The organism is Streptomyces sp. WM6386, assembly GCF_000972385.1.
Lineage (GTDB): Bacteria > Actinomycetota > Actinomycetes > Streptomycetales > Streptomycetaceae > Streptomyces.
Genome location: NZ_JXTE01000002.1, coordinates 196,540 through 214,884, shown reverse-complemented (window position 1 = coordinate 214,884; position 18,345 = coordinate 196,540). Strand labels below are relative to the sequence as shown.

Annotated in this window: 17 protein-coding genes; 5 read left to right on the top strand and 12 right to left on the bottom strand. The window is 71.9% G+C overall.

Going from position 1 to position 18,345, the window contains the following annotated elements; all coding sequences use genetic code 11:
- Positions 1-341: 341 nt before the first annotated feature.
- Positions 342-782 carry a hypothetical protein gene (locus TN53_RS02300; protein WP_052745129.1) on the top strand — a complete coding sequence of 147 codons (441 nt, stop codon included), beginning with the start codon at positions 342-344 and terminating at the stop codon, positions 780-782.
- A gap of 32 nt (positions 783-814) precedes the next feature.
- Here TN53_RS02300 and TN53_RS02295 read toward each other — a convergent pair whose 3' ends face one another.
- A complete protein-coding gene (locus TN53_RS02295) occupies positions 815-1,795 on the bottom strand; it encodes an NAD(P)H-quinone oxidoreductase (protein WP_046256578.1) in 981 nt (326 codons plus the stop codon).
- A gap of 187 nt (positions 1,796-1,982) precedes the next feature.
- Between TN53_RS02295 and TN53_RS02290 the strand changes: the two genes are divergently transcribed.
- On the top strand, positions 1,983-2,993 hold the full coding sequence (locus TN53_RS02290) for an ATP-binding cassette domain-containing protein (protein ID WP_046256577.1): 1,011 nt from the start codon (positions 1,983-1,985) through the stop codon (positions 2,991-2,993).
- On the top strand, positions 2,990-3,838 hold the full coding sequence (locus TN53_RS02285) for an ABC transporter permease (protein ID WP_046256576.1): 849 nt from the start codon (positions 2,990-2,992) through the stop codon (positions 3,836-3,838). The genes TN53_RS02290 and TN53_RS02285 overlap by 4 nt, the downstream gene beginning before the upstream one ends.
- 3 nt (positions 3,839-3,841) lie before the next feature.
- Here TN53_RS02285 and TN53_RS02280 read toward each other — a convergent pair whose 3' ends face one another.
- The 6 genes from TN53_RS02280 to pdhA form a co-directional block, all read right to left on the bottom strand.
- The gene (locus tag TN53_RS02280; RefSeq protein ID WP_046256575.1) at positions 3,842-4,939 is read right to left on the bottom strand and encodes a potassium channel family protein; all 1,098 of its coding nucleotides are present in this window, start codon (positions 4,937-4,939) and stop codon (positions 3,842-3,844) included.
- Complete coding sequence (locus TN53_RS02275; protein WP_046256574.1) at positions 4,936-6,306, bottom strand: molybdopterin molybdotransferase MoeA; 1,371 nt, start codon at positions 6,304-6,306, stop codon at positions 4,936-4,938. Before TN53_RS02275 ends, TN53_RS02280 begins: the two co-directional genes overlap by 4 nt.
- Positions 6,303-7,169, bottom strand: coding sequence for an NTP transferase domain-containing protein (locus TN53_RS02270; RefSeq protein ID WP_046256573.1), 867 nt, complete (start codon positions 7,167-7,169; stop codon positions 6,303-6,305). Before TN53_RS02270 ends, TN53_RS02275 begins: the two co-directional genes overlap by 4 nt.
- A gap of 78 nt (positions 7,170-7,247) precedes the next feature.
- The gene (locus tag TN53_RS02265; RefSeq protein WP_046256572.1) at positions 7,248-8,564 is read right to left on the bottom strand and encodes a dihydrolipoamide acetyltransferase family protein; all 1,317 of its coding nucleotides are present in this window, start codon (positions 8,562-8,564) and stop codon (positions 7,248-7,250) included.
- On the bottom strand, positions 8,564-9,568 hold the full coding sequence (locus TN53_RS02260) for an alpha-ketoacid dehydrogenase subunit beta (protein ID WP_046256571.1): 1,005 nt from the start codon (positions 9,566-9,568) through the stop codon (positions 8,564-8,566). The genes TN53_RS02265 and TN53_RS02260 overlap by 1 nt, the downstream gene beginning before the upstream one ends.
- Positions 9,568-10,701, bottom strand: coding sequence for a pyruvate dehydrogenase (acetyl-transferring) E1 component subunit alpha (gene pdhA, locus TN53_RS02255; protein ID WP_046256570.1), 1,134 nt, complete (start codon positions 10,699-10,701; stop codon positions 9,568-9,570). Before pdhA ends, TN53_RS02260 begins: the two co-directional genes overlap by 1 nt.
- 191 nt (positions 10,702-10,892) lie before the next feature.
- On the opposite strand from pdhA, the gene TN53_RS02250 reads away from it, so the two are divergent.
- Positions 10,893-11,378 carry an Lrp/AsnC family transcriptional regulator gene (locus TN53_RS02250; protein WP_046256569.1) on the top strand — a complete coding sequence of 162 codons (486 nt, stop codon included), beginning with the start codon at positions 10,893-10,895 and terminating at the stop codon, positions 11,376-11,378.
- A gap of 56 nt (positions 11,379-11,434) precedes the next feature.
- Here the strand turns inward: TN53_RS02250 and TN53_RS02245 are convergent, their stop codons facing one another.
- Entirely contained in the window at positions 11,435-12,025 is a 591-nt protein-coding gene (locus tag TN53_RS02245) for a TetR/AcrR family transcriptional regulator (RefSeq protein WP_046256568.1), read from the bottom strand.
- Positions 12,022-13,539: a 3-hydroxyacyl-CoA dehydrogenase gene (locus TN53_RS02240; RefSeq protein ID WP_046256567.1), complete on the bottom strand. Its 1,518-nt coding sequence runs from the start codon at positions 13,537-13,539 to the stop codon at positions 12,022-12,024. The genes TN53_RS02245 and TN53_RS02240 overlap by 4 nt, the downstream gene beginning before the upstream one ends.
- 159 nt (positions 13,540-13,698) lie before the next feature.
- Here TN53_RS02240 and paaN point away from each other — a divergent pair, with 159 nt between their 5' ends.
- A complete protein-coding gene (gene paaN / locus TN53_RS02235) occupies positions 13,699-15,405 on the top strand; it encodes a phenylacetic acid degradation protein PaaN (protein ID WP_046256566.1) in 1,707 nt (568 codons plus the stop codon).
- A gap of 38 nt (positions 15,406-15,443) precedes the next feature.
- Here paaN and TN53_RS02230 read toward each other — a convergent pair whose 3' ends face one another.
- The 3 genes from TN53_RS02230 to TN53_RS02220 are packed head-to-tail and all read right to left on the bottom strand — an operon-like array spanning position 15,444 to position 18,213.
- Positions 15,444-16,184, bottom strand: coding sequence for a TrmH family RNA methyltransferase (locus tag TN53_RS02230; protein WP_046256565.1), 741 nt, complete (start codon positions 16,182-16,184; stop codon positions 15,444-15,446).
- Entirely contained in the window at positions 16,181-17,398 is a 1,218-nt protein-coding gene (locus TN53_RS02225; RefSeq protein WP_046256564.1) for an HTTM domain-containing protein, read from the bottom strand. The genes TN53_RS02230 and TN53_RS02225 overlap by 4 nt, the downstream gene beginning before the upstream one ends.
- Positions 17,395-18,213 (bottom strand): DUF5819 family protein, encoded by an 819-nt coding sequence (locus TN53_RS02220; protein ID WP_046256563.1) that lies wholly within the window; start codon positions 18,211-18,213, stop codon positions 17,395-17,397. Before TN53_RS02220 ends, TN53_RS02225 begins: the two co-directional genes overlap by 4 nt.
- Positions 18,214-18,345: the final 132 nt, after the last annotated feature.

Below are 18,345 nucleotides of genomic sequence, written 5' to 3'. Positions count from 1 at the left end.
GCGTCGAATCGTCGGCGGGGGCGCGAGGCCGTGTGCCCGCACGGGGGGCGCAGGAAGGCGAGACCGCGGCGGACCGGAGGATGATTGAGCCCTCGGCGGGGGCGGGGGGCGGGGAGCCCCCACGGGGGGTACGGAAGAGCGAGTCCGCGCCCACGGCGCAGGAGAGCGGGGCCGCGGCGGACCGGAGGGCCTACTCCACGGGGTGGGCGCGAGGCGGTGCGTCCGGCCCGGAATCGCGATACGTCCCCTCGACACCGGCGGTGCCGGGCAGCCGGGCCACGCCCGGAGGGCGAGCGGCGCCGCGGGACAGCGCGACCGCGTCGGCGGTACCGGACAGCAGGATGACACCGAAGTCGGAGATCGCCCGGCCCGAGCCGGCGCTGCACGACGTCGGGCCCGCTTTGCGCCCCAAAGCCACCGCATCCCCCTCGGCCGAGCCGTCCCGGGCCGGGAGCCGGGCGGGTGAGGGGCGGGAGCGGCCGGGGCGGCGGGAGGCAGCGCAGACGGCGGAGACCGGCGAGGAGGACGCCGGTGCGGGTGTCGGGAGCGAGAGCGAGGCCGAGCAGCCCTCCGACGGGGACGCCACCGTCGTACCGGAGCCGTCGCTGGAAGCCGTACCGAACGCCTCCCCGCCACCGCAGCGGCCCGTGCGGCAGGCCGTCACCCGTGCCGAGAGCCCCGCCGAGCCCGTACTGCGGATCCTGCCGCTCGGCAGCGGTCTGGTCCTGATCGGGCTCGGTCTGGGACTCGCGTTCGTCGGCCTGCGGGTGCGGCGGGGTTGAGGGCCCTCAGGCCCGCCCTGCCCGTCGTACCCCTACTCCACGACCAGCAGCACCTTCCCCACGTGCCCGCTCTCCTCCACCACCCGGTGCGCCGCCGCCGCGTCGCTCATCGGGATCTCGCGGTCCACCACCGGACGGACATGGCCCCCGTCCAGCAGCGGCCAGACGTGTTCCCGTACCGCCGCCACGATCGCCGTCTTCTCGGCCGGCGGACGGGCGCGCAGCGACGTCGCGCTGATGGCGGCGCGCTTGGCCAGGAGCGCCGCGATGTTCAGTTCGCCCTTGATGCCGCCCTGCATGCCGATGATGGCGAGGCGCCCGTTGACGGCGAGGGTCTGGACATTGCGGTCGAGGTACTTCGCACCCATGTTGTCGAGGATCACGTCGGCTCCGGCACCGCCGGTCGCCTGCTTCACCTCGGCCACGAAGTCCTGCTCCCGGTAGTTGACCAGGATGTCCGCGCCGAGCTCGGCACAGTGGTCCAGCTTCTCCTTCGTGCCGGCCGTGACCGCGACCTTCGCACCGACGGCCTTCGCCAGCTGGATCGCCATCGTGCCGATGCCGCTGGAGCCGCCGTGCACGAGCAGCGTCTCGCCGGGGCGCAGGTGGGAGATCATGAAGACGTTCGACCAGACCGTGCAGGTCACCTCCGGCAGCGCGGCGGCCTGCCGGAGGTCGACGCCCTTGGGTACGGGCAGCAGCTGACCGGCCGGCACGACGACCTTCTCGGCGTACCCGCCGCCCGACAGCAGCGCGCACACCTCGTCGCCCACCGCCCAGCCGGAGACACCGGGCCCGGTCTCGACGACACGGCCCGAGCACTCCAGGCCGGGGTGGGGGGAGGCGCCGGGCGGCGGGTCGTAGAAGCCCTGGCGCTGCAGGATGTCGGCCCGGTTGACGGCGCTGGCCACCACCTCGACCAGCACCTCGCCCTCGCCGGGCACCGGATCGGGGGCCTCGTCCCACACCAGCGCCTCGGGCCCACCAGGTTCGGGAATCGTGATCGCACGCATGAGGGGGACGCTACTCCTGCGTCCCCGGTCGCAGTCCCCTCGGGCGTCGGACGGAGCGGCCCCCGGTAATTGGGCGGATCCGCTCGGAAATCCCTGTGCGCGACCGATGAGTTTGCGCGACGGTAAAGGTCTCCCCATGCGTAGCCCAAGCACGCGCTAGCCCAAGCACGCGGAAGGACAACCCACCATGAGCCAGCACACCTCCGGCCTGGCCATCGAGACGGCGGGACTGGTGAAGACGTTCGGCGAGACCCGGGCCGTCGACGGAGTCGACCTCTCCGTCCCGGCCGGCACGGTCTACGGCGTCCTCGGCCCGAACGGCGCCGGCAAGACGACCACCGTGAAGATGCTCGCCACCCTCCTGCGCCCCGACGGCGGCCAGGCCCACGTCTTCGGCCACGACGTCGTCCGCGAGGCCGATGAGGTGCGCGGCCGGGTGAGCCTCACCGGTCAGTACGCCTCCGTCGACGAGGACCTCACCGGCGCCGAGAACCTGATCCTGCTCGCCCGTCTCCTCGGCCACCACAAGAAGGCCGCGCGGGTGCGTGCCGGGCAGCTCCTGGAGGCCTTCGGGCTGACGGACGCGGCCGCGAAGCAGGTCAAGCACTACTCGGGCGGCATGCGGCGCCGCATCGACATCGCCGCGTCCATCCTCAACACCCCCGACCTGCTGTTCCTCGACGAGCCGACGACCGGCCTCGATCCGCGCAGCCGCAACCAGGTGTGGGACATCGTGCGCGCGGTCGTCGCCCAGGGCACCACCGTGCTGCTGACCACGCAGTACCTCGACGAGGCCGACCAGCTGGCGTCCCGGATCGCCGTCATCGACCGCGGCAAGGTGATCGCCGAGGGCACCAAGGGCGAGCTGAAGGCGTCCGTGGGCGCCGGATCCGTCCATCTGCGACTGCGCGACCAGGCTCAGCGGCCCGAGGCGCAACAGGTGCTGCGGCTGGCGCTGGACACGGACGTACAGCTGGAGCCCGATCCCGTGGCACTGACCGCCCGCCTGGGCGGCACGACCAGCGACAGCGCGGCCGAGCAGGCCTCCCGGGCCCTCGCCGAGCTGGCCCGCACCGGCATCACCGTCGACAACTTCTCCCTGGGCCAGCCCAGCCTGGACGAGGTGTTCCTCGCCCTCACCGGACACGACACCCGCGACGACTCGAAGCACTCCGAGGACGAGGAGGTCGCGGCATGAGCACCGTGACGCAGACTGAGACCAAGGACCTCGCCCCCGTCAGCGCCGAGTCCCTCGCCGCGCTGCTCGTCTCCGGGGAACGGCCGGCGCGGCCCAGCGCCCTGTCCGCCTCGCTGACCTTCGGCTGGCGGGCGATCCTCAAGATCAAGCACGTCCCCGAGCAGCTCTTCGACGTCACCGCGTTCCCGATCATGATGGTGCTGATGTACACGTACCTGTTCGGGGGCGCCCTGGCCGGCTCCCCGAAGGAGTACATCCAGTTCCTGCTGCCCGGCATCATGGTGATGTCGGTCGTGATGATCACGATGTACACGGGTGTCTCGGTGAACACCGACATCGAGAAGGGCGTCTTCGACCGCTTCCGGACGCTGCCCATCTGGCGGCCGTCGACGATGGTCGGCTATCTGCTCGGCGACGCCCTGCGCTACACGATCGCGTCCATCGTGATGCTCACCGTCGGCCTGATCCTCGGCTACCGCCCGGACGGCGGGTTCGGCGGCGTGCTCGCCGGAATCGCGCTGCTGATCGTCTTCTCGTTCGCGTTCTCGTGGATCTGGACGATGTTCGGGCTGCTGCTGCGCACCGAGAAGTCGGTGATGGGCGTCAGCATGATGGTGATGTTCCCGCTGACCTTCCTGTCGAACATCTTCGTCGACCCGAAGACCATGCCGGGCTGGCTGCAGGCCTTCGTCAACAACAGCCCGATCACCCATCTGTCCTCGGCCGTGCGCGAGCTGATGGCGGGCGACTGGCCCGCCGACGAGATCGCCTGGTCGCTGGGGTGGGCGGGCCTGTTCGTCGCGATCTTCGGACCCATCACGATGCGGCTGTACAACAGGAAATAGCTGTCAGTCCTGGGGAATCGGGCGGACGTCGGGCGCGATCTGCGAGCCCGGCGTCGCCCGCACGATCGTGATCAGCCGGTCCGTCAGCTCCAGCGCACCGACGGCCACGTCGTCGTATCCGAGCACCCGGTGCCCGCGTACGACGCTCACCACCAGGTCCTCCGTCTCCCGCGGCTTCTTGCCCACCTCGGCCTTTATGACCGGCCGTTCGATGATGTCGAGCCCGCTGCCCTGCTGGATCAGGTCCTCCATCACCATGCCGGCGGCGGGGCTGAGCACGGACAGCCCGAGCAGGCGTCCGGCGGCGCTGGCGCTGGTGATGACCGCATCCGCACCGGACTGCTTCAGCAACGGAGCGTTCTCCTCCTCGCGCACCGCGGCCACGATCTTGGCGCCCTTGTTGAGCTGCCGGGCCGTCAGCGTCACCAGCACCGCGGTGTCGTCGCGCTGGGTCGCGATGATGATCTTGCGGGCCTTGTGCACCTCGGCCCGCTTCAGCACCTCGCTGCGCGTCGCGTCCCCGACGACCCCCGCGTAGCCGTCGGCCGTGGCCGCCTCGATCACCTTGGAGCTGGGGTCGACCACGACGACCTGCTCCTTCTTCAGGCCCGTCGCACAGACGGTCTGGATCGCGGAGCGCCCCTTCGTACCGAAGCCGACGACGACGGTGTGGTCGCGCAAGGTGGACCTCCAGCGATTCAGGCGCCATTCCTCCCGGGTGCGTTCGGTGAGGACCTCGAGCGTGGTTCCGACCAGGATGATCAGGAACAGCACACGCATGGGCGTGATGACGAAGATATTGGTGAGCCGGGCGCCGTCGCTGACCGGCGTGATGTCGCCGTACCCGGTGGTGGAGAGGGTGACGGTCGCGTAGTACGCGGCGTCGAGCAGGTCGACGGAGCCGTCGGAGTTGTCGTTGTAGCCGCTACGGTCGGCATAGACGATCAGAGCCGTGCCCGCGAGGAGCAGCAGCGCCATGATGACCCGCCTGGCGACCTGCCGGAACGGGTGCTGCACCACTTTCCTGGGGAGTTTCACCCGATAGGTCACGAGATGCTCGTCCGCCTGGCGGGCGATCGCGTCATGGCCCGGAAGTTTCACGTGAAACACACCTCGATTCCGGCGGACGCCCAGGGCAGGTCGAGCAGTTCCAGCTCCTGACCGGCACGGGCGCCACCGGGCGGCACGACGGCCAGCGCGTCCGCCGCCGCGATGCCACGCAGCATGGCCGGCCCGTTGTAGTGCAGCGGGACGGCGCTGTCGCCGCGCAGGACGACAGGGATGAGCCGGGTGTCGTACGGGTGCCCGTGCGCTTCCTCCCGCACGGGCAGGGTGTACGGCTCGGGCGCGGGGCGTGCCGCGAGCGTTCGCAGCAGCGGCTCGGCGAGCGTGAGCAGACCGGAGACGGCGGCGAGGGGGTTGCCGGGCAGGCCGACGAGGTGCTGGTTCTCCTTGGTGCGGGCCAGCAGCATGGGGTGGCCGGGGCGCACCTTGACGCCGTCGACGAGGAGTTCGGCGCCGATCCGCTTCAGCGTGGGGTGGACGTGGTCGACGGGGCCGGAGGCGGTGCCGCCGGTGGTGACGATCAGGTCGGCGTCGGAGGTGGTGATCGCCTTGTACAGGGCTTGGGCGTCGTCCCCGAACCGGCGTACCGCGATGACCTCGGCGCCGAGTCCACGCAGCCACGGCGGCAACATCGGGCCGAGCGCATCACGGATGAGGCCGTCGTGCGGAAGGCCCTCGGTGAGCAACTCGTCGCCGAGGACGAGGACTTCGGCGCGGGGGCGGGGGATCGCGGTGAGGGTGTCGTATCCGGCGGCCGCGGCGAGCCCGAGGACGGCCGGGGTCACGAGGGCGCCGGCGGGCAGGAGTTGGTCTCCGCTACGACATTCCTGGCCCCGCGGGCGGATGTCCTGGCCGTGGCGGGTGTCGCGGGTGGCGTGCAGCCGGCCCTGGACATCGGTACGGCCGTGCTCGCTGCGGATGACCGCGGTGGTGTCCAGGGGGACACGGGCGCCGGTGGCGATCCGGACGGCCTCCCCGTCGGTGAGCGGCTGCGGCTCCGCGTGCCCGGCCAGCACACCCTCGTCCCGTACGTCCCAGGGGCCCGGTCCGGCGACCGCCCAGCCGTCCATCGCGGAGGTGTCGAAGGAGGGCAGGTCGGTGAGGGCGGTGAGGGGAGCGGCCAGGGTGAGGCCGAGGGCGGTGTCGAGGGGTACGGAGACGGGGGCGCGGCGGGCGGCCCGGGTTCCGGACCGGGCGGCGCGTCCGGCGATGGCCCGGGCCTCGGGCCAGGAGGTGGCGCGGTGGTGGTTGTCGGGCTTGTGGCCGCCGGCGGGCGACGTGGGCTGCGGCGGGGGCGTCCGGTCTGCGGGGGTGCGGCCGTTGTCGCCGTTCACGAGGGCGAGCACCTCCTCTACGTCCAGATCCTCGGCGTCCTCGGCGTCCGAGCCGGTGCGGGCGGTCATCCGGCGTCCGTGTCGGGCTTGGGCCCGGCGTCCGGGGCGTTCTCCTCGGACCAGCCGAGTGCGAGGCCGGCGGCCTTGCGGGCGACTTCGGCCACTGTCTGCGGGCCTCCCCCGGCCTGTGCGGCCGCGTAGCCGACGAGGAAGGTCGTCAGCGGCGCCGCGGGCCTGGCCACGTTGTGGGCGGCGTCGCGGGCGAGATCGAGCAGGACGCCGGTGTCGACGTCGAGATCGATGCCCAGCTCGTCCTTGACTGCGGAAATCCATTCATCCAACACGTGCCCATGCTCCCTGATACGTGCCCTGGCGGCGGCGATGTCGTCCCAGGTGTCGCAGTCGAACGACGCGACGGGGTCCGGGACCCGAGTGAGGTGGAGGCCTGCGGTGAGGTGACGCAGGGGGAGGCCGGTGAGGCCGTCGTGATCCTTGTCGAGCGCGACCAGCTCGCGGCGGAGGGCGGCGGCTCGGTACGCGGCCACGAGCGGCTGGTCACGGCCGTCGGCATCGGTGAGCAGCGCGCCTTCGGTGTCCCCCGTCCGCAGGGCGGTCAGCAGCTGCCGGACGGTGTCGGCGGCGAGGAAGGGCAGGTCGGCGGAGAGGACGACGACGTCCGGTGCCGTGGTGTGGCTCAGCCCGGCGCCGAGCGCGGCGAGCGGGCCCCCGCCGGGCGGGTCCTCGCGGGCCCAGGTCACCGGCCGTGCGGTGGGCCGGGGATCGGCGACGACGACGGTCGTGCGCGCGTCGGCGCAGGCCGCCAGGACCCGGTCGAGCAGCGCCCGGCCGCCCACCCGCACCCCGGGTTTGTCGGCACCGCCGAGCCGCCGGGCGGCGCCCCCGGCGAGCACGACGACGTCGTAAGCGGTCACCCCCCGAGTATGCGTGCCGTGGCGATCACAGGGAACGCAGGGGAGGCCGTGCAATCAGTGCATGTGCGGTCCGTGGGATCAGAGGGTGCGCAACAGCACCGCCGGCTGTTCCACGCAGTCCGCCACGTACCGCAGGAAGCCGCCCGCCGTGCCGCCGTCGCAGACGCGGTGGTCGAAGGTGAGCGACAGCTGGACGACCTGGCGCACCGCCAGCTCGCCCTCGTGCACCCACGGCTTGGGGATGATCCGGCCGACGCCGAGCATGGCGGCCTCGGGGTGGTTGATGATCGGTGTGGAGCCGTCGACGCCGAAGACCCCGTAGTTGTTCAACGTGAAGGTCCCGCCGGTGAGTTCCCCGGGCGTGAGGCCTCCGGTCCTGGCCGTCTCGGTCAGCCGGGCGAACTCCGCGGTGAGCGACTCGGCGTCCCGCGCGTGCGCGTCCCGTACGACGGGCACGACGAGCCCGCGCTCGGTCTGCGCCGCGAACCCGATGTGCACATGGTCGAACTGGACGACCTCCCTGGCCGCCATGTCGACGGTCGAGTTGAGCTCGGGGAACCGGGCGAGGGCGGCCGTGCAGATCCGGGCGAGGAGCGCGAGCAGGGAGATCTTCGGTCCGCCCGCCGCGTTCATGGCCGTACGCGCACGCATCAGCTCCGTCGCGTCGGCGTCCACCCAGCAGGTGGCGTCGGGGATCTCACGCCGGCTGCGGGAGAGCTTGTCGGCCACGGCGCCGCGGATGCCCTTGAGGGGGACGCGGATGCCTCCGGGGGTGGGAGCCGACGTCTGCGGCAGCGCTGTCGGTGTCGGTTCCGCGACCCTGTCCTGCGCGCCGGTGGACCGCAGGGCGTGTTCCACGTCCGCCCGCAGGATGAGCCCGTCGGGTCCGGAACCGGTCAACTCCCGCAGATCCAGGCCGTTCTCCCGGGCAAGCCTGCGCACCAGGGGCGAGATCACGGGAACCGGACCCTCCACCACCTCACGCACCGCCGCCTGCCCGTTCGCCGCCTGGGACGCCACGGGCGCCCCCTGCCCCGGCCGCACCCTGCGCCGCCGCGCGGGCGCCTCGGACGTGCCGTACCCCACCAGCACGTTCCCGGAGCCCTCGCGCTTCCCGGCAGAGCCGTCGGTGGACCCGTCGGCGACGGGTGCCCCGACCGCCACCGTGATCAGAGGCGACCCCACAGGAAGCTCCGTGCCCTCCTCGCCGAACCGAGCCGTGACGACACCGCCGTACGGACACGGCACCTCGACCATCGCCTTGGCCGTCTCGACCTCGACGACCGGCTGGTCCACGGCGACCACGTCACCGACCTCCACCAACCAGCGCACGATCTCCGCCTCGGTGAGCCCCTCCCCGAGGTCGGGCAGCTTGAACTCCAAGACCTGTGCCATCAGCCCTCGGCCTCCCACTGCAGACGCCCCACGGCGTCCAGGATCCGGTCCACGCCGGGCAGATGGTGGCGCTCCAGCATCGGCGGCGGGTAAGGGATGTCGAACCCGGCCACGCGCAGCACCGGCGCCTCCAGGTGGTGGAAACAGCGCTCAGTGACCCGGGCCGCGATCTCCCCGCCCGGCCCGCCGTACCCGCCCGACTCGTGCACGACGACCGCGCGCCCGGTGCGGCGGACCGACGCACAGACCGTCTCGTCGTCGAACGGCACCAGCGAGCGCAGATCGACGACTTCGAGGTCCCAGCCCTCGGCCTGTGCCGCCTCGGCGGCTTCGAGGCAGACGGGTACGGACGGCCCGTACGTGATGAGCGTGGCGCTCCGCCCCGAGCGCCGCACCGTCGCGCGGCCTATCGGCTCGACGTCGGTCGGGTGGTCCGGATTCCAGGAGTCCTTCGACCAGTACAGGCGCTTGGGCTCCAGGAAGACGACCGGGTCGTCGGAGGCGATGGCGGCGCGCAGCAGCCCGTACGCGTCGGCGACGGTGGCGGGCGTGACGACATGGAGCCCCGGAGTCGCCATGTAGTACGCCTCGGAGGAGTCGCTGTGGTGCTCGACGCCGCCGATGCCGCCGCCGTAGGGCACACGGACGGTGATGGGCAGCGGCATCGCGCCACGCGTGCGGTTGCGCATCCGCGCCACGTGCGAGATCAGCTGCTCGAACGCGGGGTAGGCGAACGCGTCGAACTGCATCTCCACGACCGGCCTGAGACCGTACATCGCCATGCCGACCGCGGTGCCGAGAATGCCGGCCTCGGCCAGGGGGGTGTCGGTGCAGCGGTCCTCGCCGAACTCCTTGGCGAGGCCGTCGGTGACCCGGAAGACACCGCCGAGGGTGCCGACGTCCTCGCCCATGACGTGCACGGTCGGGTCGGCGGCCATTGCGTCGCGCATCGCGCGCGTGAGGGCCTGCGCCATGGTGGCCGGTTTGAGGGCGACGGTCGTCATCAGTGCGCCCCTTCCTGTTCCGCCGCCAGCTCCGCCCGCAACTGCGCCTGCTGCTCGCGCAGTTGCGGGGTCGGCTCGGCGTAGACGTGGGCGAACAGGTCCATCGGGTCGAGCGCCGGGTCCTGGTTCATGCGCTCGCGCAGGTCGGCGGCCATGGTCTCGGCGGCGTCCCGCGCGGCCTGGACGGCGTCGTCGTCGAGGAGACCGCGCGCGGTCAGCTCGTGCTCCAGGAGTGCGATCGGGTCGTGCTGCCGCCAGGTCTCGACCTCCGCGTCGCCGCGGTAGCGGGTCGCGTCGTCGGCGTTGGTGTGGGCCTCCACGCGGTAGGTGATCGCCTCCACGAGGGTGGGGCCGCCGCCCTCGCGCGCGCGGCGTACGGCGTCGGCGAGGACCTCGTGGACGGCGGCCGCGTCGTTGCCGTCGACCAGCCGGCCGGGCATGCCGTAGCCGACGGCCTTGTGGGCCAGCGACGGGGCCGCGGTCTGCTTGGCGAGCGGGACGGAGATCGCGAAGCCGTTGTTCTGGACCAGGAAGACGACCGGCGCCTGCCAGACGGCGGCGAAGTTCAGCGCCTCGTGGAAGTCGCCCTCGCTGGAGCCGCCGTCGCCGACCATGGCGAGCGCGACCACGTCGTCGCCCTTGAGGCGGGCCGCGTGGGCGAGGCCGACGGCGTGCGGGAGCTGGGTGGCGAGGGGGGTGCACAGGGGGGCGACCCGGTGTTCGCGCGGGTCGTAGCCGGTGTGCCAGTCGCCGCGCAGCAGGGTCAGCGCCTGGACGGGGTCCAGGCCGCGGGCGACGGCGGCGAGGGTGTCGCGGTAGCTGGGGAAGAGCCAGTCACGGTCCTCGAGGACCAGCGCGGCGGCGACCTCACAGGCCTCCTGGCCGGTGCTGGAGGGGTAGACGGCGAGGCGGCCCTGCTTGGTGAGGGCGGTGGCCTGCGTGTTGTACCGACGGCCGCGCACCAGTTCGGCGTACAGGCGGCGCAGCAGGCCGGGGTCGGCCTTCCCTGCCGCCTCCGTGCCGAGGACGCGGTACGGCTCCGCGTCGGGCAGCAGCGGCGCGGGGTCGGTACGGGGCTGCCAGGCGGGCGGCGGCGATGGCCGGTACGCGCCCCGCTGCTCCATGACCGTCATGACGGCACCTCCTTCGTGGGAGCGGCTTCAGACGCGTCACGGCTTGTGATGCGCCTCACCTACCGATTGTTCGGTCGTCGGCACATTTTGGCTACAGGCACCCTCAGGCTGTGGACAAACGGTTCTCCACAGCCTGCAATGAACGCAGTACGTCCATGGTAGGGAGGCGGGGGGACATGGCACCTGAACAAATGGCCGAGAGCCCGGACGGCGGTCGCCCACTGCCACCCCCTCGTCCCCTCGACGCCATCGACGAGGACATCCTGAAGATGCTCCAGGCGGACGGCCGCGCGTCGATAAGGTCGGTGGCCGAACGCGTGCACGTCTCGCGCGCGAATGCCTACGCGCGTATCAACCGTCTCGTCGAGGACGGCGTGATCCGCGGTTTCGGCGCCCGTGTCGACCACGAACGCGCCGGTCAGGGCACGTCGGCGTACATCACCCTGAAGATCGTCCAGAACTCCTGGCGCACGGTCCGCGCACAGCTCATCCAGCTGCCCGGCGCCTCCCACATCGCCCTGGTCGGCGGCGACTTCGACGTCCTGCTCCTGGTCCACACCCCCGACAACAGGGCCCTGCGCGAACTGGTCCTCACCCGCCTCCAGGCCATCCCGGAGGTCCTCAGCACCCGCACCCTGCTGGTCTTCGAGGACGAGGACCTGGAGCCGCAGGGCTGAGCAGGGCCGCGCCGGCCGGACAGGGTGAACCCTTTCTGCGGACCTGTGCGTGCGGCTCAGTGCTCCTTGCGCAGCCCCGAGAACACCAACTGCACGACGGCGTCGGCCGCTTCGCGTTCACTAACGCCCCGCCCGTCCGGCCGGTACCACTCCACCATCGAGTTGATCATTCCAAAGACCAGCCGGGTCGCGAGCCGCACCTCCACATCGCCGCGCACATCACCGTCGGCGGCCGCGGCCCGCAGCAGCTCGGCGACCCGGTGGTCGAAGTCGCGGCGCCGCTCCAGGGCCCAGCGCTCGGTGTCGGTGTTGCCGCGCACGCGCAGCAGCAGCGTCACGTACGGCAGCTCGGTGATCAGCACCTCGACCATGCGCCGCACGACGTACTCCAGGCGCTCGACCGCCTGCCCGACGCGCGCGTGCTCCTCGCCGAGGATCCCGAAGAGCCCGTCGAGGGCCCGGCTCACGGCGCGGCGCAGCAGCTCCTCCTTGCCCGCGACGTGGTGGTAGATCGAGGACTTGGAGATACCGGCCGCCTTGGAGAGATGCTCCATGGACGTGCCGTCGTAGCCGCGCTCGTTGAAGACCTGGACGGCGACGGACAGCAGCGTCTCCGGGGTGTACGTGTCGCGCTTGGCGGTGGTCATGAGGTGCTGCCCTCCCTCTTGTCGGTGGCGTACGCGTGGCGGTACAGCGCGAGGGACGGTGCGTAGCGGCCGCTCGGATCGCGCAGGTGCAGGTCGTCGAGGAGGGCGTAGGCCCAGTTGCGGCCGAGCCTGCGGCTCCACTCGAAGGGGCCCAGCGGGTAGTTGACGCCGAGGCGCATCGCGGTGTCGATGTCCTCCTCGGTGGCCACGCCCTTGGCGACGGCGTCGTGCGCCAGGTCGACGATCCGGGCGACCGTGCGGGCGACGATCATGCCGGGGACGTCACCGATGACGCTGACGTCCTTGCCGAGAGCCTGGAAGAGGCCGATCGCCTCGGCGAGGGTCTGCTGCGCGGTGTCCTGGGAGGCGGACAGGGCGACACGGGTGGCCCGGCGGTAGTCGAGCGCGAGGTCGAAGTAGACGACGTCCCGGAACTCCACCGAGGTCTGCCCGTCGGCGAGCGCCAGCTGGCCCCCGCTCGGCAGCACCAGCCGGGTGCCGTGGTCCTCGTCGTCCTCGCGCACCGGGATGCCCGCCTCGCGGATCAGCGCGAGCAGCTCGGACGCGGGACCCAGGTCGCCCTCGACGACGACGTACGCGGGCGCCTGCGCCGGTTCCGCGGTGTGCGGATCGGCGGGCTCGGCGTCGGGGCCGTAGGCGTACCAGCCGTGTCCGCTCTTGCGGCCGAGCCGGCCCGACTCCACCAGCCGCCGCTGTGCGAGCGAGGGCGTGAAGCGGACGTCCTGGAAGAAGGACTTCCAGACCGAGTGCGTGACGGACTCGTTGACGTCCTGCCCGATCAGGTCGGTGAGCTCGAACGCGCCCATCTTGAAGCCGCCGCACTCGCGCAGCACCGCGTCGATGGTGGCGGGGTCGGCGCCCTGGGCCTCGTACACCGCGAACGCCTCGGCGTAGTAGGGCCGGGCGATGCGGTTGACGATGAATCCGGGGGTGTCGGCACAGGCGACCGGCGTCTTGCCCCAGACCCGTGCGGTCTCGTACGCGCGCGTGGCCGAGGTGACGTCGGTGGCGAAGCCGGAGACGACCTCGACGAGCGGCAGCAGTGGTGCGGGGTTGAAGAAGTGCAGGCCCACGAAGCGGCCCGGGTTGCGCAGGGCGCCGCCGATGGCCGTCACCGACAGGGACGAGGTGTTGGTGGCGAGCAGACAGTCCTCACCGACGACGTCCTCCAGCTCCCGGAAGAGCTGTTGCTTGACGTCCAGCCGCTCCAGGGCCGCCTCGATGACCAGGGCGCAGTCCGCGAGGCCGGCGAGGCTGTCGGCGGCCGTGAGACGCGCGCGTGCCGCGTCCCGGTCGGCGCCGGTGAGACGCTCCTTCTCGACGAGCCGGTCGAGCCGCGCGCCGATCGCGTCAGCGGCTTCCTGGGCACGCCCGGGAGCGGCGTCGTACAGCCGGACGGGATGGCCGGCGACCAACGCGACCTGGGCGATGCCCTGGCCCATGGTGCCGGTGCCGACGACGGCCACGGGGCTGCTGAGGTCGAGTGCTGTCATGTGCGCGATCCTCCCGCACGGGGTTTTCCACAGATGCGGCGGACCCCCTTGTCCCGACCGATCGTTCGGTTACTCTAACTCTGTCTGGCTGTATCTGCCCAGGTTCTGCCCAGGTCATGAGCTCGACGAAGAGTTCACAAGACGAGGAGTTGGTCCCGCATGGCCGCCGAACTGACCGCCCACGAGCTGATCGCCAAGCACCGGCCCACCCTCGACCAGGCGCTCGAAGCGATCCGCACGCGCGCGTACTGGTCGCCGCACCCCGAGCACCCCAAGGCCTACGGTGAGAACGACAGCCTGGACGCGGCCGCGGGCAAGGCCGCCTTCGACGCCCTGCTGGGCACCCGCGTCGACCTCGGCCAGCCCGGCACGGACGACTGGGTGGGCGGCGAGGTGTCGCCGTACGGCATCGAGTTGGGGGTGAGCTACCCCCACGCGGACATCGACGTACTGCTGCCCGCCATGCGCGCAGGGCAGCGCGCCTGGCGGGACGCCGGCGCCGAGATCCGCGCGGTGGTCTGTGTGGAGATCCTCAAGCGGATCAGCGACCGGACGCACGAGTTCGCGCACGCGGTCATGCACACCTCCGGCCAGGCCTTCATGATGGCGTTCCAGGCGGGCGGCCCGCACGCGCAGGACCGCGGTCTGGAGGCGGTGGCGTACGCGTACGTGGAGCAGGTCCGCACGCCCGACACCGCGGAGTGGAGCAAGCCGCAGGGCAAGCGCGACCCGCTGGCGCTCACCAAGCAGTTCACGCCGGTCCCGCGCGGCATCGGCCTGGTCATCGGCTGCAACACCTTCCCGACCTGGAACGGCTATCCGGGCCTGTTCGCCTCCCTCGCCACCGGCAACGCGGTCCTGGTCAAGCCCCACCCGCGCGCGGTGCTGCCGCTCGCGCTCACCGTCCAGGTCGCGCGTGAGGTCCTGAGCCAGTCCGGCTTCGACCCGAACCTGGTCGCGCTGGCCGCCGAGCGTCCCGGCGAGGGCATCGCCAAGACCCTGGCGGGCCGCCCGGAGATCCGGATCATCGACTACACGGGTTCCACGGCGTTCGGCGACTGGCTGGAGGCCAACGCCCGCCAGGCGCAGGTCTACACGGAGAAGGCCGGCGTCAACACCGTGCTGGTCGACTCGACGAGCGACTACAAGGGCATGCTCTCCAACCTGGCGTTCTCGCTGTCGCTCTACAGCGGCCAGATGTGTACGACTCCGCAGAACTTCCTGATCCCCCGCGACGGCATCCGCACCGACGAAGGCCCCCGCACCTTCGACGAGGTGGTCGCCGACCTCGCCCGCGCGGTGGACGGTCTGCTGGGCGACGACGCGCGGGCGAACGCGCTGCTCGGCGCGATCGTGAACCCGGACGTCAAGGCCCGCCTGGAGGCCGCGACGGGACTCGGCGAAGTCGCCCTCGCCTCCCGCGAGATCGCCAACCCGGAGTTCCCGGACGCGGTCGTGCGCACCCCCGTCATCGTCAAGCTGGACGGCGCGCGGAAATACTGGGAGGGGGCGGACGACGAGGCCGCCTTCATGAGCGAGTGCTTTGGCCCCGTCTCCTTCGCCGTGGCCGTCGACTCCTCGGCCGACGCGATGGAACTGCTGCGGCGCACGGTCCGCGACAAGGGCGCCATGACGGTCGGCGCGTACACCACAGACGACGACGTCGAGCGGTCCGTGCAGGAGGTCTGCCTGGAGGAGGCGGCCCAGCTGTCTCTGAACCTCACGGGCGGGGTGTACGTCAACCAGACGGCCGCGTTCTCCGACTTCCACGGGTCGGGCGGCAACCCCGCGGCGAACGCCGCGCTGTGCGACGGGGCGTTCGTGGCGAACCGCTTCCGGGTGGTCGAGGTGCGCAGGGAGGCCTGAGCGGTCCTGGCGAAGTGCGGTGACTTCCGACAGAGCGCTCAGAAGCCGGCCGCGCTCCAGTGGTACAGCGTCATCGCCACGCTGGTGGCCAGGTTGTAGCTGGACACCTGCGAGCGCATCGGCAGGGACAGCAAATGGTCGGCACGCGCGCGTAGGCCGGCCGACAGTCCGCTGCGCTCCGAGCCGAACGCGAGGACGGCGTCGTCCGGGAGCTTGAGGCCCCGGATGTCGTCGCCCTCCGGGTCCAGGGCGAACAGCGGGCCCGGAGGCAGTTCCTCGACCTTCACCCGTTCCACTGCCGTCGCGAAGTGCAGCCCGGCGCCTGCGCGCACCACCGTCGGATGCCAGGGGTCGAGCGTGCCGGTGGTGACCACCCCCGTCGCGCCGAAGCCCGCCGCCAGCCGGATCACGGCCCCGGCGTTGCCGAGGTTGCGCGGCTGGTCGAGGACCACCACCGGGGCGGTGCGCTCCACCCGGGCCAGCCGCTCCAGGTTGGCCGCGCGGGACGGTCGTACCGCCAGGGCGGCGACCCCGGTCGGATGCGGACGCGGCACCAGCGAGGCGTACACCGGCTCCGGGACCTCGCTCAGCAGCGCGTCCAGCGTCCGGCGTACGTCGGGGGCGAGTTCGTCCGCGAGGGCGAGCGTGGCCTGTCGGTCGGTGGTGACCGCGACCGGGACCTCGGCGCCGAAGCGCACCGCGTGCTTGAGGGCGTGGAAGCCGTCGAGCAGGACGGAGGAGTCGGCGAGCCGGTGCCAGAGGCCGGCGGGGTCGGTCATGCCGTGAAGCCTACGTGCCTCTCCTCGGCGCCCTCCGGGGCGCGCGGCTCCGGCACCGGCGCGGGACCGTCCCGTCCCGCCGTCAGCCGTTCACACGCGCGTGCCACCCGGCCACCCACCCGGCGCAGGAACGGCGTCGGCAGGAACACCGCGTCGGCGGCGATCATCGCCAGCGAGAAGAACGGCAGCCCGAGGACGACCGCGATCACCGCGTGCTCGGTCATCATGGCCGCCAGCAGGACGTTCTTGACCCGCCGGTTGAACAGGGTGAACGGGAAGGCCACCTGGACCACGACGGTCCCGTACGTCACGAGCAGCACCATCGTGGCGCTGGAGGACAGCGCGTCGGCGAGGGCGGGCCAGGGCGAGAAGTAGTCCAGGTGCAGGGGGTAGTAGACGGCGGTGCCGTCCTGCCAGCGCGTGCCCTGGATCTTGTACCAGCCGGCCGTGGCGTAGATCAGACAGGCCTCGGCCATGATCACGAGCAGGGCGCCGTTGTGCACGATGTTGCCGATGACGTCGAGCAGGATCCGCGGCTGATCCGTCCGCGCCAGTCGCCCGACCGTCCACCACACGCCGAGCCCCAGCCACACCGCCCACAGCAGCGCGGGGATGAACGGATCGCCCTCCAGCAGCCGTCCGGCCCCGGTCACCGCGATCAGCATCAGCCCGAGCACGATCCACAGGGCCGGACCGACCCGGTCCACGACCCGCTCGCCACGCGCGCGTGCCTCGTGCTCGCGCCGCGCCCTGCGCGCGTCCAGCGACCACACCTGGCCGCAGCGCGTGAAGACGAGGTAGACGCACATCAGGTGCAGGACGTTGTCGCCGCCGTCGCCCATGAAGATGGAGCGGTTCTGCAGCGACAGCACGCCGACCATGAAGAGCACCGACATGGTGCGGGTGCGCCAGCCCAGCAGCAGCAGGACGCTCGACAGCACGGCGAGGCCGTAGACGTTCTCGAACCAGATCCGGCCGTCCGACCAGATCAGCGCCGTGAAGGCGCCGTTGCCGGCGATCAGCTGCTCGGCGAGGTCCCAGCTCCACGGGCCGTCGGGGCCGTACAGCTCCCGGCGGTGGGGCAGCTCGCGCAGCAGGAAGAGCAGCCAGGTCGCGCTGAAGCCGATGCGGACCACGGCGCTCTGGTACGGGCCCAGCGCCGACTCGGTGATACGGGCGATGGCGGCGGATAGCGACAGGGCGAAGCGGTTCACCGCGCACCTCCCGGCAGATCGGCCGGCGTGACCGACCACCAGGGCAGCTCGCGGTACAGGGGCTTCTCGGAGACCTGCTCCTGGCTCCATTTCGGCGGTCGCACACTGGTGGTACGGGAGCGGACCTGAACGCGTTCGACGCTGCCGTCGGACCCGGCCGCGTCGTCCCGGTCCAGGCGCATCACCACGATGCGGCGCAGATAGGTCTCGGACAGGGCGCCGCGCAGACCGACGGGGCGGTTGTCGGTGCCGTGCGTGGCGGTGAAGAAGTCCCACGCGCGCCGCAGCTCGTTCTGCTGGGTGTGGCTGGGCAGGAGATTGCCGTCGATGGCCCGGCCGTCCTCGGCGGACAGGTCGTACCAGCCGGTGGTCCGCACCGTGCCGTCCTCGGCGAGGACCTGGGCCCGCACCTGGACCGCGATGTTCTGCTGCAGCGGGTTCGGCGCGAACAGCTTCCAGTTCTGCTCGAACTCCGGGTAGATCCAGTCGTCGATCGCCTTGCCGTGCTGCTTGGTGACCGCGTTCGCCGGCGCGACATGCAGGAACGTCATCCCCAGATGGACGCAGACGGTGACCGCCACGATCGCGAGCGCCAGCGCGGCACCGATCTGGTAGCGGAGCGAGAGGCCGGCCACACCGGTGCGGGGTTCGGTGCCTTGCGGGGGAGGCGAGTCGTACGGCGAGGGTGGGGGAGTCGCGTCCGCGGGATCGCCGGCTGTGGGCAGGGCAGGCCGCGGCCAGGCGTCCCCCTCCGGCGCCCCCGGCTCGTCGGCAGGCCCGTTCCGGGCGCCCGAGCCTGTGTCGTACGCGTCCATTGCGCCCCGTCTCCCGATGTCCGCTCCGTATTCCGGCCACGAGGCCGCAGGGCGCTCCACCACCCTCGCGCACCACTCCACGGCGCTCGCACGGGAACGGTACTCAGGCCCTCCCGCCCGCACAGCCCGTCG

Excerpts from the sequence above, each read along its gene's own strand:
- TN53_RS02300 (WP_052745129.1), top strand. The coding sequence starts at position 342 with ATGACACCGAAGTCGGAGATCGCCCGGCCCGAGCCGGCGCTGCACGAC.
- TN53_RS02250 (WP_046256569.1), top strand. The coding sequence starts at position 10,893 with ATGGCCGAGAGCCCGGACGGCGGTCGCCCACTGCCACCCCCTCGTCCC.
- TN53_RS02290 (WP_046256577.1), top strand. The coding sequence starts at position 1,983 with ATGAGCCAGCACACCTCCGGCCTGGCCATCGAGACGGCGGGACTGGTG.
- TN53_RS02295 (WP_046256578.1), bottom strand. The coding sequence starts at position 1,795 with ATGCGTGCGATCACGATTCCCGAACCTGGTGGGCCCGAGGCGCTGGTG.
- pdhA (WP_046256570.1), bottom strand. The coding sequence starts at position 10,701 with ATGACGGTCATGGAGCAGCGGGGCGCGTACCGGCCATCGCCGCCGCCC.
- TN53_RS02260 (WP_046256571.1), bottom strand. The coding sequence starts at position 9,568 with ATGACGACCGTCGCCCTCAAACCGGCCACCATGGCGCAGGCCCTCACG.
- TN53_RS02245 (WP_046256568.1), bottom strand. The coding sequence starts at position 12,025 with ATGACCACCGCCAAGCGCGACACGTACACCCCGGAGACGCTGCTGTCC.
- TN53_RS02220 (WP_046256563.1), bottom strand. The coding sequence starts at position 18,213 with ATGGACGCGTACGACACAGGCTCGGGCGCCCGGAACGGGCCTGCCGAC.
- paaN (WP_046256566.1), top strand. The coding sequence starts at position 13,699 with ATGGCCGCCGAACTGACCGCCCACGAGCTGATCGCCAAGCACCGGCCC.
- TN53_RS02275 (WP_046256574.1), bottom strand. The coding sequence starts at position 6,306 with ATGACCGCCCGCACCGGCTCGGACGCCGAGGACGCCGAGGATCTGGAC.
- TN53_RS02285 (WP_046256576.1), top strand. The coding sequence starts at position 2,990 with ATGAGCACCGTGACGCAGACTGAGACCAAGGACCTCGCCCCCGTCAGC.
- TN53_RS02230 (WP_046256565.1), bottom strand. The coding sequence starts at position 16,184 with ATGACCGACCCCGCCGGCCTCTGGCACCGGCTCGCCGACTCCTCCGTC.
- TN53_RS02265 (WP_046256572.1), bottom strand. The coding sequence starts at position 8,564 with ATGGCACAGGTCTTGGAGTTCAAGCTGCCCGACCTCGGGGAGGGGCTC.
- TN53_RS02240 (WP_046256567.1), bottom strand. The coding sequence starts at position 13,539 with ATGACAGCACTCGACCTCAGCAGCCCCGTGGCCGTCGTCGGCACCGGC.